Here is a 13,973-nt window from a genome sequence, read left to right as displayed (position 1 = left end):
CTACTCGCTGCCCAGGCGGGTCTGCGCGGTGACCAGCTCGCGTTCGCGCGGATCCTTCGCGGCGCCGTGCACGGCAGGGCTCTCGCCCTGGATCACCCGTTCGTGCAGCAGCGGGATGGCCGCGTCGGTGCCCAGGATGCGGGCCTCGGCGAGCATGATCTGCTGCTGGCGCTGCTCCCCGGCATCGGTTTGCGCGGCCCGGTCGATGGCTTGCTCCACGTCCTTGTCGCAGAGCTGGGCGATGGCGAAGCCGCCCTCGCAGGTGAAGTCCGAGGCGAAGTACGCCACCGGGTCCCCGGAATCGAGCACGGTGGCGCGGGAGAGGATGAAGGCATCGAAGGCCCCGTCCAGCGCGTCGGCTTCGATGTACTGGTACTCGCGCACATTCTGCTTCACGATGAATCCGGCGGCTTCCAGCTGCTGCTGGAGGATCACCGCGACCTCCGGCAGTTCGGCGCGGTCGGTGAAGGTTCCCAGGGTGATTTCCACGTCCTGGACCTTCGCGGGTTCGGCGCGCTGGGACAGCAGCTGCCGGTACTCATCCGTTTCGCGCAGCCCGGCGGCGTAGGGCAGGGCCGGGCCGAGCAGGCCGTCGGCGAGGTCCGCCCGGGTCTCGTACACGGACTGGATGATGGCGGCCCGGTCAATGGCCTCCCGGGCCGCGGCGCGCACCGCCGGGTCGGCGAAGGGACCCTTGGCGGTGTTCAGGTACAGCGTATTGGTGCGCGGCATGGGCACTTCGGTGAGCAGCTCCTGGTCCACCGAGGCGGCCTGGCCGGCCGGGATGGCCTCGACGATATCCGCTTCCCCGGTGCGCAGCGCGGCGGTGCGCGCGGTGCCATCGGGCACGAACTTCACGTCGATGCCGGCAGCCTCGGCCTTGTCGCCCCAATAATCCTCGTAGCGGTCCAGCGTGGCCCCGGACATCCCGTCCACTGCCGTGATCTGGAACGGGCCGGTGCCGTGGCCTGCCGGGTCAACCCCGCTGTCGGTGTAGGCCTCGGGCGCGAAGATGGCCAGCTGCGGGCTGGAGAGCCGCTGGGGCAGCAGCGGGTCGGGATCCGCGGTGGTGATCCGCAGCCCGTGCTCCCCGAGCACCTCCACGTCCAGCGCGGTGCCGTTCAGGATGCGCGGCACCGGGGTGGAATCGATGGCCCGCTGCAGGGAGTTCGCCACCGAAGTGGCACCCAGTGGCTGCCCGTTATGGAACGTGACGCCCTTCCGGATGGTGAATTCCCAGACCAGGTCATCGATGCGTTCCCAGCTGGTCGCCAAGGCCGGCTGCGCATCCCCGGACTCATCGAGGGTGACCAGGGTTTCGGCGGTGGACCAGCGCGAGAGCTTAAACGCGTCATCGCTGAGCGGGCTGAGCCCGGAGCGGGGAGGCTGCATGTGGGCCACGGAGATGCGGCCGGTGCTGCCGGCCTGCTCGGCCGCCGCGGAGAAGCAGCCACTGAGGGCCAGCGTTCCGGCCAGCGGGATGGCGAGCAAGGCCAGTGTTTTCTTGCGGAGTCGATTCATGGGTGCGGTGTCCTTGGGTGATAGGGGGAGCGGTCAGGTGGCTTATTGGGCAGGCGGTTGGATGCTGATGGTGCGCGCGCAGCGTGCTGCCAGCTGCGGGTCATGGGTGATCAGCAGCAGGGCAATGCCTGAAGCTGCGGCGGTGGAGAGCAGCTGGCCGGCAACGGCCTGGGCGGTGCCAGGATCCAGGGCGCTGGTCGGTTCATCAGCCACGAGCACGCACGGCTTCACTGCCACGGCGCGGGCCAGCGCGGCCCGCTGCAGCTGCCCGCCGGAGAGCTGATGCGGGCGGCGGTCCAGCAGCCCGGGGTGGAACTGGGCCAGCTCGGCGGCCTGGGCAATGAGCGTTGCCGGGTGGGCGGAGGGGAGCAGCCGGGTGATGGCGTGCTGCAGCGACGTGCGGATGCTCCAGCGCGGCACGAAGGCGGCGGCGGGATCCTGCGGCACGCCCTGGACCAGCCGGCGGCGTGCCGCCGCATGGCTGCGTTTCGGTGTGCTCCACGGCTCGCCCAGCACCCGGATCTCCCCGGAGTCCGGCAGCCCCAGGCCCAGCACGATGTTGGCCAGAGTGGATTTGCCGGCGCCTGATGGGCCGGTGATGGCCACGGCTTCGCCCCGGGCCAGCGTGAATCCAATGGGATCCAGGACCAGCCGGCGGGCTTCGCCGTGCCCGCGCCGTGCGCTGAGGTTGGATGCTTCCAGTGCGGGGATGCTCAAGCTGGAACTCGTTCCCCGCGCGGTGCGGCGGTGCTGCGACTGGCACTGGCGATCTTTCCGGAGTCCAGAACGAGGTGCCGGGTGGCCAGTGCCCGGGCTGCGGCCTCGTCATGGGTGGACAGCATCAGTGCCTGCCGTTCATCCAGGACCGTACCCAGCAGGTCGAGGACCAGATCGCGGGAGCGGTCATCAAGTGCGCTGGTTGGTTCGTCGGCAATGATCACCGGGGCCTCGCTGAGCACTGCCAGCGCTATGGCGGCGCGTTGCGCCTGCCCTCCGGATAATTCAGCGGGACGCCGTGCGAGCAATGACGGATCACCAAGTCCCACGGCGTCCAGCGTGCTGGCAACCTGCTGCGCGCTGGCGCCGGTGGCCTTGCGCAGCTGCCGTCCCAGCGGCAGCAGCGGGTGCAGGGCATCTTGGCCGCGTTGCGGTATGCATCCAATGCGGGGCGACCCGGCAATGCGGGTGCCGGAGAATTCCAATCCGGGTGCCCAGTGCCCAGTGATCATGGACAGCAGCAGCGACTTGCCAGCACCCGAGGGGCCGGTGATGACCACGCGCTCGCCGGGAAGAAGCGTGAACTCCTGGATTTCCAGCAGTGCGCGGTTCTCCGCGGGCAGTTCCAGGCGTGCGTTGCGCAGGCGGAACACCGGAGCAGGCGGCTGCTGGGCGCCAGGCTGGCCGGCCGATGGGGAATTCACATAAGTCATAATGAGAATCATTATCACTTAAGCTTTTGGGGCGAGGCAAATCACCCGAACCGGCGTAAGCGGCTGGGAATGCGGTGGGATAGGTGCCGACGGGTTTGAGAAGCGCAAAAATGTTGGAAAGATGTTTGACTGGAGTTTACGAACTAGTTGAAACGCACCCCGATAATCCAGGAGCTGTTGTGCGCCCCACCCGCTTTGCCCCTCATTCACTTGCCCGCTGGGCAGGAGCAATCACCGCTTCCAGCCTAGGCCTGGCCCTGCTGCTCTCGGGCTGCGGTTCGGATTATCCGTTGGGCGAAGAACAGCGCAAGGCCGCCGAAGCGAATACCTCCAACCTGGAAGGCACACTGACCGGCGGCGGATCCACCGCGCAGAACTCAGCCATGAATGCCTGGAGCACTGAATTCTCCACCCTGCACCCCAAGGTTCAGGTGCAATACGCTTCGGTGGGATCCGGCGCCGGACGCGCAGGACTGCTGGCTGGCGGTACCGAGTTCGCCGGATCCGACGCGTATCTGAAGGACGAGGAAGTCCAGCGTTCCATCGAAACCTGCGGGCCGCAGGGCGCGATCAATATTCCGGCGTATATTTCCCCGATCAGCATCGCCTTCAACCTGCCGGGCATCAAGGAATTGAATATGGATGCCGAAACGATCGCCCGGATCTTCTCCGGCGAGATCCGTTCCTGGCAGGACCCTGCCATCGCCAAGCTGAACCCCGAGGTTCAGCTGCCCGACATCCCGGTAACCGGGGTGGCCCGTGCCGATGACTCCGGCACCACGGAGAATTTCACCGAATACCTGCATAGCGTGGTTCCCGAGGTATGGACCCATGAGCCCGATGGCGGCTGGCCGGATGCCACTGGCCTGGAGAAAGCCCAGGGCAATGCCGGTGTGGTGACCACCGTGACCCGCGCTGTCGGAGCGGTCGCCTACGCCGACGATTCGCTGGTGGATCAGTCGCTGGGCAAGGTGAAGCTGAAGGTCGGAGATGAATTCGTGGCTGTCAGCGGGGAAGCCGCAGCCAAGGCCGTGGCCGAATCCGAGCGTGTCGAAGGACGCGGGGAGCACGATATCGCCCTGGAACTTGACCGGAAGACCACCGCCGAAGGCGCGTACCCGATGGTGCTGGTCTCCTACCTGCTGTTCTGCAGTGGTTATGAGGATCCGCAGACCGTGGAACTGGTCAAGACCTTCGGGCAGTACGTGGTCAGTGATCAGGGGCAGAAGACGGCGGCCGACTCGGCCAAGAGCGCGCCCATGCCACAGCAACTGGCAAAGGAAGCCCGCGACGCCATCGACTCGATCACTGTGCGCTCCTGAATCCGGCGGACCCCGCTGCATCCGGCCGAGGTGCGGATGCAGCAAGCCTTGCTACGCGCGCCAGGTTGCTGCCGCTCGGTACAGGCGATTTCGCGCCCCGAGGAGCATCGCGCCAATGAATGCGGCCAGCAGTGAGCCGCACAGCACCCCGACCTTCACCTGCTGTGCTTCTGCTCCGCCCTGGCCGAAGGCCAGCTCGCCGACCAGCAGTGAGACAGTGAAGCCGATGCCCGCCACGAAGGACAAGCCGAGCACATCAGGCCAATTGATGCTGCTATCGAGCTTGATACCGGGAATCCTGGTTACCAGGAAGGTGGCGGCTGTGATGCCTATCGATTTGCCCAGGACTAATCCGGCACTGATGCCCAGAGCGACCGGGCTCAACAGCGACCCGTCTAATCCGGCCAAGCCCCCGACCGGAACTCCCGCAGCGAAGAACGCGAACACCGAAATGACGGGAACGGATGCTGGAACTGACCAGCGATCTGCGAAGCGGGCGGCCAAGCCCTCGTGGATCGCTTCGCCCTGCTCGGTGGTGCCGGCACGGACATGGGCTCGCTGGGTAGCAACCACCAGAACCATGAAGCCCAGCAGCACGCCGGCCACCGTGGCATGGATTCCCGAGGCATGCACCAACGCCCAGGCGGCTACCCCGAGCGGGATGAGGATCCACCAGGCACGGACACCGCCCTGCACGGCTGCGGCAAACGCGGCTAGCGGAAGCAGTGCGAGGAGCAGCGGCAGCCAGGACAGGTCCTCGGTGTAGAAGATGGCGATGATGGAAATGGCCAGCAGGTCATCGACCACCGCGAGGGTGAGCAGGAATGTGCGCAGGGCCGGGGGCAGGGACTTGCCCACTAGCACGATGACCGCGATGGCGAAGGCGATGCTGGAATTCTGGTGGACAGCTCCATCACGGTCATCCTCTACACCATCCTCGTGCTGGCCCTGGCATTCACCGGCATCAAGCACATTTGCGAGAAGAAGGAGGCCAAAGCCCTGGCCGAGGAGCAGGGCCAGCCGGCCAACGCCTGAGCATCCTATGCCCTGCGCAGCAGGCAATGTCCCCCCATTCGCAGCCGGCAGCTTGATGCTTCCTGAGTGCGGCTTGCCTTCGTTGGTTGCGCAAAGCACAGTGGGCAGTGGTCGATGAAAGGAGCATGAATATGCCAGATCTAGCAGGCAAGAAAGTCCTTGCGGCAGTTTCCAACCGCGGAGTCGAGCAGGATGAGCTGAAGAAGCCAGTGGAGCACTTGCGCCAAGCCGGTGCTGAGGTGGTGATCGCGGCCCCGGAGGCCGGCCAGGTCAAGTCGCTGGTTGGGGATTGGGATCTGGGAGAGGTCTTCGAAGCCAGCGAAGCACTGGCGGCAGTGGACGAGCAGGATTTCGACCTGCTGCTGATCCCCGGCGGAACGCTGAATGCCGACAACCTCCGCTTGGACGCCGACGCCCAGCGCATTGCCAAGTCCTTTGCCGGTTCGGGCCGGCCGATCGCTTCCATCTGCCATGGGCCATGGCTGCTGGTGGAAACCGGATTGGCCAAGGACAAGACCTTGACCTCGTACACCTCGATCAAGACCGATGTGGTCAATGCCGGCGGCACCTGGAAGGACGAACAGGTTTTCCGCTGCCCGGCGAACGGCTACGTGCTCATTACCTCGCGTAATCCGGACGACCTTGACGCGTTCAGCAGTGCCATTGCCGAGGAGCTCAGCTCCTAGCAGTTGGCGGACAGCCGGTCCAGCCGCCGTACGAGCCAGCTTTCCGGACGGCGGCTTGGCTGTGCTGAGACCAGAGCCCGGCATCCAAGTCCTTGGTGATCCAAGGGCACGGAACCGCCGTCGAGGAAGAGCTGAGTATTGAAATCCTCCCGCAAACAGCGGGTGAGTTCCGCTGCGCCTGCTGGAAATCCTGCGACAGCGAACTCGTCTGGATTCCTGGGATTCCCGGTGTCTGGCGGTCTCGGCTTTTCGAACCGTTGCGTGTAGCGAAGGCGCTGAGGGCTTTGCCATGAACTGCATTGACGAAGCGGGCACCCCGGCATGCCGGGGTGCCCGCTTCGTCAATGCATCGTCTTGTCATGCCGCGTACGGGTCCCGAGGCTGTCCGGTCGTCTTGCGGGAGAGGAGCAATCCCAAGATGATCATGAGCGCACCGAGCCCCAGATGCAGCCAGTTATCGGCATCGTTCAGCGGGATGAAGTTGGCGGCGCTGTCGAAATCAATGACCAGCCCGTAGACCCACAAGACCAGATAGATGATTCCGCCGCCGATGAGGTAGCTGCGGGAAGCAGGCACGGTCCGAGCCATCAGGTAGCCGGCGACACCGAAGAGCAGATGCACGGCATTGTGCAGGTACGAGACCTGGAAGATTCCCAGCAACTTGGCTTCAGAGTGGTGGCCGGCACCAGAGAGCGATTCGTAGTTGGTGGTGATTCCCGGAATGAATCCGAGGACGCCGACCAGGAAGAACACGATGCCGACCGCCAGCGCGGCCTTTTGCACCAGCGGAGGTGTTGCTATGACAGGATCTTTTGGATGTTCCATGATCTTGCTCCTTCATTCTGGCTGTTGCGATCGGAAGGAAACGTTGGCCCGGTATGCCGGCCGCCGTCATGCTAGCCACGCTAGGGGATCGCCGACTGGATGGCACGGGAGTCTTCAAGTACCTAGGGAACGTCCAGCAATGGGGGTGCGCGGATCGGGGCGGAATCCGGCGCAAGCCTGATTCCGCCCCGATCACCGCTGCGTGCAGGTTCGGCTCCGGCGCTAGCGGGTCTGCCTGCCGCCTTCCCAGCCCTCGGCTTGCGCCTGTTCCATGCGCAATTGCGCTTCGCGGCGCTCTTCCTCGGTGATTGCTTCCTCTTCCAAGCTGACTCGCTCGACCGGATCAACAGCCTTCTTTGCAGCGGGGCGTTCCTCGTCCAAGGCCACCTTCTGCTCGTCCCCAGCCAGTTCGCCGCTTGTGCCGGCGGCTGCGGCATCCGTGATGGGCTCGCGCTCATGCCGCGCTTCCCCATGGCTTAACGGCACGGTGGTTGCCGCATCCCGGGTGGCTACGTGCTTGCGCAGGCGCACTTTGCCGGTTTCCACGCCTTCGGTACCCACCTGCGGCTGCTCCTCGGAACGGACGGCAGAGGACCTGGGAGCGCCGGCTCCCGGACCTCGCACGTCTTCCCGCGAATACTCGGCGCGGGCATCGGTGTCCGGGACGCCCGGCTGCACGGCGGCCTGGTCCGCTTCATGATAGGACAGGCTGTAGTAGTGGTAGAGCTCCTGCTCCTGCCCTGGCGTGAGCTGGCCCTCGGGGTCGATGTTCGGGGCGTCCTTGACGGTCTGCTTGTCATAGGGCACCGAGAGCGTATCGCCTGCGACGGTCGCTTGGCTGAGCGGAACGAAGCTCTCGGAGAGGCCGAAGAGTCCGGTGCGGACCGTCGCCCATTCCGGCTGTCCGCTGCGGTCATCAAGGAAAATCTGGCCGAGTTTGCCGATCTTCTGGCCGTCGGGGCCAATGACGGTGCCGCCAATTGCGCTGAGTTCCTGAAGCTGTTCTGTGCTGATCATGGCTCTGTCCTCCTGCTGCGTTCGACTTCGGATCAATCCAGTAATCTCGATCCGGCTGGCCAGTAGCCGGCCGGGTGAAGCTGCGCCTCCAAATGGGCGTGACGGCCCGCGACTCTGCGTCTTGCGGTGCTTTGCCGAGCCGCGGTGAATCGATCGTCGCACACTACGCAAGCGCCCGCGCCGGGGCTTGTACTTGCATGGCCGCAAGCTCGGTAGCAGCTGTGAAAAGCAGGCAGCAGGTGCCCGGGGCAGCCATCGGGCGTAGGGCCAGGAGGGTGAACGGGCGCCTGTGGACAGCAGCGTGCGTCGCTGCGGCGAAGCTGGAAAGTCGCTGGGTTTCGTGCCTGGAACGGCCGTCCCGGCTAGCTGCGGTCTAATGTTCAGTTCGTACTGCTGCCCAGGGAAGGCGAACCAGCATCCATGAACAGGTCCTTTGGGATCGAGGAGGAATTCTTCCTCGTGGATCCAGCAACTGCCGCCCCGGTGCCGATGTCCGATCGGCTCAGCTCCCAGCTGCTTGGCCTGGAACTGCCGGGCACCACGGTCCACCGTGAACTGCTGGCCAGCCAGCTGGAAATCGTCACCGGAATCCGCGCCTCCGCGGACGAAGCCCTGGAAGCGCTGGTGCGGCGACGCGCCGCCATTGAGCGGATATGCAGCGAACACCACGTGCTTCCCTTTGCTTCGGGAACGGCGCTGCAGCTCCCGAGCAGTACGGAGTTCACCAAGGGCCAGCGCTACGCAACCATCCACGAGTTCGTCCCGGGGATCGCCCGCGAGCATTTCATCAACGGGCTGCACATCCATGTGCATATCCCGGATTCCGCAGCCGGAGTCCGGGCGCTGAATGCCTTGCGCGGCTGGTTGCCGCTGATTGCGGGAATTGGCGCGAACTCTCCCATCTGGAACGGGGAACTGACGGGTTTCGCGTCATGGCGGACGGTGCACTACCGCAGATGGTCTGCGACAGGCATTCCGCAGGCTTTTGCGACAGTGCGTGAATACCAGCAGCGGGTGGAGGACATGATTGCTTCCAGGGCGCTGCTCGATCCGGGCCACATTAGCTGGGTCGCCCGCTTGCCGGTGAACCATCCGACCATTGAAGTCCGCGCTGCGGACACGCAGATGACAGCCGGCGAATCCGTGGCCCTGGCCCTGCTCATCCGGGCCATTGTGGATACCGCCTCGGAAACTGACGGCTCTGCCGTCACGGCAGCATCCGAAGTGCTTGACCTGGGCCTGTGGCAAGCAGCGAAATCGGGAGTGGAAGGCACTTATTTCGATAGCGAATCCAGGACCTCCGTGCCTGACAACGCCGTGATCCAGCGGGTGCTCGACTATACGGGCCGGGCATTGCATCGCAATGGCGATGAACAGTTCGTAGCCAATTACCTGGACTCGCTCGCCAATTTTGGAAATGGAGCCACGCGCCAACTCGAGAGCTGGAACCAGGGCGGTGCGAAGCAGGTAGCCGCTGATGCTGCCAAGCTGTTCGCGCAAGCCTGACAAGTACGGCCGCCGAGCGGTACTGATCGTCATCCTGGTGCTGATGGGCCTGCTGCCCACCTACGCAACCATCGGCGGGTGGGCTCCGATTCTCTTGATCTTCCTGCGCATCGTCCAGGGCTTCTCCGCCGGTGGCGAGTGGGGTGGCGCGGCATTGATGGCAGTTGAACACGCGCCTGATGATGCCCGCGGCAAGTTCGGCGCCTTCCCTCAGCTCGGGGTCCCGGCCGGCATGCTGCTGGCTTCAGCGGTCAGCGCGATCATTGCCGCTGTGGTCACCCCGGAGCAATTCAACGCCTGGGGCTGGCACATTCCGTTCCTGCTCAGCTTCGTGCTGATCCTCATCGCCTACTGCATCCGCCGGCGCGTGGAGGAATCCCCGTCTTCGAGGAAATGGCCAAGACCAAGCAGACCGAGTCAGCCCCGTTGTCCACGCTGTTCAGCAAGCATCCGATGAAGGTCATCCGCGCCACCTTGGTTTTCATGGGAAATAACACCGCCGGCTATATGCTTACCGGTGGCTTCATCCTGGGCTATGCGACAAACAAGCTGGGATTGCAGGCAGGCGACCTGTTGAACATCATCACCATCGGCTCGCTGGCCTGGCTGGTCTCGACCTGGACTGGCGGAGTCGTATCCGACCGGGTGGGCCGCAAGAAGATATTTGTCATCGGCTGGGTGCTCCTGCTGGCCTGGCTCTTCCCGTTGTTCCTGCTCATCGAGACCCGGAACCTTGCCTGGGTTACCGTATCGCTGGTGGCCTTCGGCGCCTTCATGGGCTTCTCCTACGGGCCGTTGCCGGCGCTGTATGCAGAGCTTTTCCCGGTCCGCATCCGCTTGAGCGGTTCCTCGATCAGCTACGCGCTGGGCTCGGTAGTCGGCGGCGCTTTCGCCCCGACCATTGCCGCGGCGCTGGTGGGCAAGTTCGATACCACGGTGGCGGTCTCCACGTACCTGTTCGTCTGGGTGGGAGCTTCGCTGATCGCGACGCTGACGTTGAAGGACCGCACCGGCGCGGACCTGTATCCGCATGATGGGGCGAGCGCCGGCGGCTCGGGGGAGGACGCAGGACCGGAGCATCTGTGACTTAGCGGATTTCAACAGCTCTTGGAAGCGGCGATTTAGTCCAGACCAATCAGCTCAGCGCCCAGCTCGTCTTGATGACCGGTGGAGAGGAAAGCTTCTTCACCGGAGAGATTTGGACCCTGGGGGCAAACGTTGCCGTTGTGGCCGGTATTGCCATTTTCGGTGGCATTAAGCCGATCGCCAATTGACCGGACGCATCATACGGGGGAAGGCGGTACTGTACTTCGGCTGCGTCTTGGTCATCCTCTTCAGCAACTTCAGTGAGATTCCACGGGCCTTCAGCCTCATCTTCGAGGGCGCGTTCACCGGGGACGGCGTCCAGGACGGTGTCATCGGGGTGGCCATCATCGGCATCCAGCGAGCCCTGTTCTCCAATGTGGCCGGAGCGGGAACCGCCGGCATGGCGCACTCATCTACCAAGAACAAGCGGCCGGCCCGGAAAGGCATCGTTGCCGCAGGGGGATCATTCATCGATTCGGTGGTGGTCTGCACCATGACAGCGCTGGCGATCATTGTCACCGGACAGTACACAGACCAGGGACAGGACGGCATCGCGCTGACCACTGCTGCGTTCGCCACCGTCAACGAGCTGTTCCCTTACCTGCTTACCGTCAGCGTATTGCTCTTCGCCTTCTCAGCGATCCTGAGCTACTCGTACTATGGGCAGCTGCCCGCAGGGTTTCTCTTTGGTCAATCTGCGGTCGTTCGCCACGGATACAACCTTGTCTGGTTGGCGACGATCGTCATCGGTTCAGCCGTATCGCTATCGGCGGTCGTCAGGTTCTCCGATGCGGTGTTCTTCCTGATGACTGTGCCCAACGTCCTCGGCCTGTTCTTCATGGCCAACGTGATCCGCAAGGAACTGAACGGCCACTGCGATGACTTGAAGACTGGAGTGCTCCAGATGGTGCCATTGGCAGAACGCAGCACGTTGCTTGGAAATCCCATCTCTGGGGAGAGCGACAAGTCGTTGGTCTCAGACAAGGCATAATCCCTTTACAAGACGAAGCGAACTCCATAGACAGGCGCGATGGAGTTCGCTTCTTTGTTGGCCCGTAGGGTATGGGCCAATTCTGGGTGAGTACCGTCTGATGGCCTGATGATCCGGTCACCTGCTACAGCTCTGGGAAGGGCAGCGTCTGCGTCCTGTAGGTTGTCCATGCCGTCAGGGGCAAACCTGCATGGCCAGAATTTGGAACCCGTGCTCCCGCTCAGGAAATAAGGAGTTCGTGTTACTGTAAGCGCAGTCCAAATGATGCAGCGCCTTGACTGGTCTCTCCTAGGCACATAATTGCGATTGGATGGCTGGTTGACGCTGTAGTCTCGAGTCACAGTTTTCTAGCACCTGCCACGTGAAAAGAAGAAGATGATGTCGGTGAAGACCATTGCGTAGTCGATTCTGCGGGGGCCGGTCACTGTTCGACGGCGATGTCGTCCAAATTACCTGAATCAGTATTTGACACTCGCGGATGCGGGGCACAGAAGGCCGGTTGGCCGACTATTTCCAGAGCTTGAGACAACTCGGTCTGATGCCGTTTTAGGTCGGGGCCCAACCGTTGTGGAGAATGCATTGGGCCACGCATATACCTGGAGCTGGCCGCGCTGGTGCCATCTCGTAGAATTTTAGAGGCCAATTAATGAGGCTGGACATTATTTGTAAGTTTCTCGGCGGGTGCCTATGGCATTGAAGAGGTAGCGGTGATTCACGGGACGGTTGAATCTCATGCCAGAGTAGCAAAGTGTGATCTCGTGACCTTCCCGAACGTCGGCGGTACCGGATACACGTTTTCGGGTGACTGGTAAATGGAAAGGCCTGAATGAGAAGGTCATCTTGCAAGCCAAGACTCTGGCCGGGCTCAAGTTTGAAGTCGCAGACCTGTCTGTCGAATCGATGTCTGCCACGCAGGTGATTAGTCATGAACACGATCAGTTGCAAGTGGAGACGTCATTCAGGATGACGAAGTCGGATTTGTGGGCTAGACAGATATACCGATTGATGCTTATTCATTTGAGCCTGGTGTTCCTGGTGCTGGCCATGGGTTGGCACTTGTGGAAGTCGTCTAGGTGTCCGCTGAAGTGCTTGATCACCGATCTGGAGGTCATTGGACCCACGAAAGTACTGGTCAATGACCAAGTGGTGACCGCGGGACGGAGATTCCTGAATATTTGGAAGACGTGTTTACCAAGTTTGATGGTCGTCAAGTTCTAACTTGATCCAGAAGACCGATAAACAAATATCGCCCCGAAGATTATTGCCAGCAAGTGTCTAAGCTGGCTGCCCTTCGGGGCGACTTTTGTCTTGGGGCTTCACAAGACTAGTCTCCTGCCAAAGCAATCTTCATCTGGCGCGCGATCCGTTCAATTACGGGAACAACGACGGAGTTTCCTGCCTGTTTGTATAGATGAGACCGAGCCATGCCTTCGGGGAGGCGAATGTCCTCGAATCCCTGTACAGCGAAGCATTCCTCAGGCGTGAGCTTTCGGATTCCGTGTTTGGTGAGAACAAGTGGAACATTGTGGCCACCAGTCCCCATATTTGCGGTCAGCGTAGGGAACAAATTGGATTTGTTCTTTCTGACATACTGCCTACGCCACTGGTAAACTGTCGAAGCGTCCGTTATCTCGTCAACGATCTCAGCGTAACGAGGGAAACTTTCGGCCGTGTAGTAGAACTTGTCGTCGACCTTTTTGTCGAGGTCTACTATGTCTGAGATTTTCTTGGTTAGAGGAATTCTCTCAGGCCACTCGAAACGCTTGGCCACTTGTTCATCGCGGAATCCCACAATGTAAATGCGTTCCCTGCTCTGTGGGACGTTGCCGTATTCGGCTGCGTTGAGAACTTTACTGGTCAAGTGGTAACCAGCATCCTCAAGGTTGGCCGTGATGACCTTAAACGTGTTACCACCGTCGTGTCCGCGCAAGTTCTTCACGTTTTCAATGAAGATGGCCTTCGGTTTTTTTTCGCGAATAATCCGCGCTAGTTCAAAGAAAACTTCGCCACGTTCATCCTGGAATCCCTTGCGGTGGCCGGCTACAGAAAAAGCCTGGCAAGGAAAGCCTCCCACGATGACATCAACAGTAGGGACATCCGAGGAATCGACGCTGCCGATATCGCCCACGACAAGTTCACTTGCATGATTCGTCGAATACGTTTTCGATGCCTGTGGGTCGAGCTCGTTCGACCATACGGAATTAAAGCCGGCGCGATCGAATCCACGTTCAATACCGCCGACGCCTGCGAAGAAGCCTGCTACACGGGGTTCACTGTTGTTTTTCATCAGCTACATTCTAGAACAAAAATACGAGAATTGCCGCCCCTGTCATCAAACTCACCGTATTCATCCGATCGTGTCTGGTAGCACAACTCTTAGCTAGCGAGGTGCGAAGGACGCGAGGTAATCGGTTGCAGCAGTATCGGTTTTTCAAGCTACGTTGAGATGCCAACGTAAGGAGCTGACATTGTGTTTGCCGTGATCTGTGGTGACTTGCGGTTCCTAACGGTGAAACATTGCTCGATGGTGTTTCACTCTGGACCGGGAAGTGCA

At 61.9% G+C, this 13,973-nt stretch carries 14 protein-coding genes; 7 read left to right on the top strand and 7 right to left on the bottom strand.

The window, feature by feature from the left end:
* The 3 genes from EKH49_RS02095 to EKH49_RS02085 are packed head-to-tail and all read right to left on the bottom strand — an operon-like array spanning window position 1 to window position 2,951.
* On the bottom strand, window positions 1-1,521 hold the full coding sequence (locus EKH49_RS02095; RefSeq protein ID WP_128469482.1) for an ABC transporter substrate-binding protein: 1,521 nt from the start codon (window positions 1,519-1,521) through the stop codon (window positions 1-3).
* 42 nt (window positions 1,522-1,563) lie between these two features.
* On the bottom strand, window positions 1,564-2,238 hold the full coding sequence (locus EKH49_RS02090) for an ATP-binding cassette domain-containing protein (protein WP_128469481.1): 675 nt from the start codon (window positions 2,236-2,238) through the stop codon (window positions 1,564-1,566).
* On the bottom strand, window positions 2,235-2,951 hold the full coding sequence (locus EKH49_RS02085; RefSeq protein WP_128469480.1) for an ATP-binding cassette domain-containing protein: 717 nt from the start codon (window positions 2,949-2,951) through the stop codon (window positions 2,235-2,237). The genes EKH49_RS02090 and EKH49_RS02085 overlap by 4 nt, the downstream gene beginning before the upstream one ends.
* A 179-nt stretch (window positions 2,952-3,130) precedes the next feature.
* Between EKH49_RS02085 and pstS the strand changes: the two genes are divergently transcribed.
* Entirely contained in the window at window positions 3,131-4,273 is a 1,143-nt protein-coding gene (pstS, locus tag EKH49_RS02080; protein WP_236640984.1) for a phosphate ABC transporter substrate-binding protein PstS, read from the top strand.
* Between the two features lie 51 nt (window positions 4,274-4,324).
* Here the strand turns inward: pstS and EKH49_RS02075 are convergent, their stop codons facing one another.
* On the bottom strand, window positions 4,325-5,131 hold the full coding sequence (locus EKH49_RS02075) for a Na+/H+ antiporter NhaA (RefSeq protein ID WP_236640983.1): 807 nt from the start codon (window positions 5,129-5,131) through the stop codon (window positions 4,325-4,327).
* Between the two features lie 42 nt (window positions 5,132-5,173).
* Here EKH49_RS02075 and EKH49_RS17030 point away from each other — a divergent pair, with 42 nt between their 5' ends.
* Window positions 5,174-5,308, top strand: coding sequence for a hypothetical protein (locus EKH49_RS17030; protein ID WP_256370181.1), 135 nt, complete (start codon window positions 5,174-5,176; stop codon window positions 5,306-5,308).
* 131 nt (window positions 5,309-5,439) lie between these two features.
* Window positions 5,440-5,994 carry a type 1 glutamine amidotransferase domain-containing protein gene (locus tag EKH49_RS02070; RefSeq protein ID WP_083586724.1) on the top strand — a complete coding sequence of 185 codons (555 nt, stop codon included), beginning with the start codon at window positions 5,440-5,442 and terminating at the stop codon, window positions 5,992-5,994.
* Window positions 5,995-6,351: 357 nt separating this feature from the next.
* Here the strand turns inward: EKH49_RS02070 and EKH49_RS02065 are convergent, their stop codons facing one another.
* Together EKH49_RS02065 and EKH49_RS02060 are read right to left on the bottom strand one after the other, a co-directional pair.
* The gene (locus EKH49_RS02065) at window positions 6,352-6,819 is read right to left on the bottom strand and encodes a DUF4383 domain-containing protein (RefSeq protein WP_128469477.1); all 468 of its coding nucleotides are present in this window, start codon (window positions 6,817-6,819) and stop codon (window positions 6,352-6,354) included.
* A 222-nt stretch (window positions 6,820-7,041) separates the two neighbouring features.
* Window positions 7,042-7,836 (bottom strand): PRC and DUF2382 domain-containing protein, encoded by a 795-nt coding sequence (locus EKH49_RS02060; protein ID WP_128469476.1) that lies wholly within the window; start codon window positions 7,834-7,836, stop codon window positions 7,042-7,044.
* A 420-nt stretch (window positions 7,837-8,256) separates the two neighbouring features.
* Between EKH49_RS02060 and EKH49_RS02055 the strand changes: the two genes are divergently transcribed.
* The 4 genes from EKH49_RS02055 to EKH49_RS02040 all read left to right on the top strand — a co-directional run bounded on the left by EKH49_RS02055 (window position 8,257) and on the right by EKH49_RS02040 (window position 11,419).
* Entirely contained in the window at window positions 8,257-9,342 is a 1,086-nt protein-coding gene (locus tag EKH49_RS02055) for a carboxylate-amine ligase (RefSeq protein WP_128469475.1), read from the top strand.
* Complete coding sequence (locus tag EKH49_RS17025; RefSeq protein WP_128469474.1) at window positions 9,314-9,799, top strand: MFS transporter; 486 nt, start codon at window positions 9,314-9,316, stop codon at window positions 9,797-9,799. The genes EKH49_RS02055 and EKH49_RS17025 overlap by 29 nt, the downstream gene beginning before the upstream one ends.
* Window positions 9,736-10,428, top strand: coding sequence for an MFS transporter (locus EKH49_RS02045; RefSeq protein ID WP_128469473.1), 693 nt, complete (start codon window positions 9,736-9,738; stop codon window positions 10,426-10,428). Before EKH49_RS17025 ends, EKH49_RS02045 begins: the two co-directional genes overlap by 64 nt.
* A gap of 184 nt (window positions 10,429-10,612) precedes the next feature.
* A complete protein-coding gene (locus EKH49_RS02040; RefSeq protein WP_128469472.1) occupies window positions 10,613-11,419 on the top strand; it encodes an alanine:cation symporter family protein in 807 nt (268 codons plus the stop codon).
* Window positions 11,420-12,743: 1,324 nt separating this feature from the next.
* Here the strand turns inward: EKH49_RS02040 and EKH49_RS02035 are convergent.
* Window positions 12,744-13,706: a DNA cytosine methyltransferase gene (locus EKH49_RS02035; RefSeq protein WP_128469471.1), complete on the bottom strand. Its 963-nt coding sequence runs from the start codon at window positions 13,704-13,706 to the stop codon at window positions 12,744-12,746.
* Window positions 13,707-13,973: the final 267 nt, after the last annotated feature.

Origin of the sequence: Glutamicibacter sp. HZAU (genome assembly GCF_004100365.1) — a bacterium.
Taxonomy (GTDB): Bacteria; Actinomycetota; Actinomycetes; order Actinomycetales; family Micrococcaceae; genus Glutamicibacter; species Glutamicibacter nicotianae.
Note: the sequence above shows the minus strand (reverse complement) of the source record. Positions and strands in the feature narration are given on the sequence as shown.

Excerpts from the sequence above, each read along its gene's own strand:
- EKH49_RS02095 (WP_128469482.1), bottom strand. The coding sequence starts at position 1,521 with ATGAATCGACTCCGCAAGAAAACACTGGCCTTGCTCGCCATCCCGCTG.
- EKH49_RS02085 (WP_128469480.1), bottom strand. The coding sequence starts at position 2,951 with ATGACTTATGTGAATTCCCCATCGGCCGGCCAGCCTGGCGCCCAGCAG.
- EKH49_RS02070 (WP_083586724.1), top strand. The coding sequence starts at position 5,440 with ATGCCAGATCTAGCAGGCAAGAAAGTCCTTGCGGCAGTTTCCAACCGC.
- EKH49_RS02065 (WP_128469477.1), bottom strand. The coding sequence starts at position 6,819 with ATGGAACATCCAAAAGATCCTGTCATAGCAACACCTCCGCTGGTGCAA.
- EKH49_RS02060 (WP_128469476.1), bottom strand. The coding sequence starts at position 7,836 with ATGATCAGCACAGAACAGCTTCAGGAACTCAGCGCAATTGGCGGCACC.
- EKH49_RS02055 (WP_128469475.1), top strand. The coding sequence starts at position 8,257 with ATGAACAGGTCCTTTGGGATCGAGGAGGAATTCTTCCTCGTGGATCCA.
- EKH49_RS17025 (WP_128469474.1), top strand. The coding sequence starts at position 9,314 with ATGCTGCCAAGCTGTTCGCGCAAGCCTGACAAGTACGGCCGCCGAGCG.
- EKH49_RS02045 (WP_128469473.1), top strand. The coding sequence starts at position 9,736 with ATGGCCAAGACCAAGCAGACCGAGTCAGCCCCGTTGTCCACGCTGTTC.
- EKH49_RS02035 (WP_128469471.1), bottom strand. The coding sequence starts at position 13,706 with ATGAAAAACAACAGTGAACCCCGTGTAGCAGGCTTCTTCGCAGGCGTC.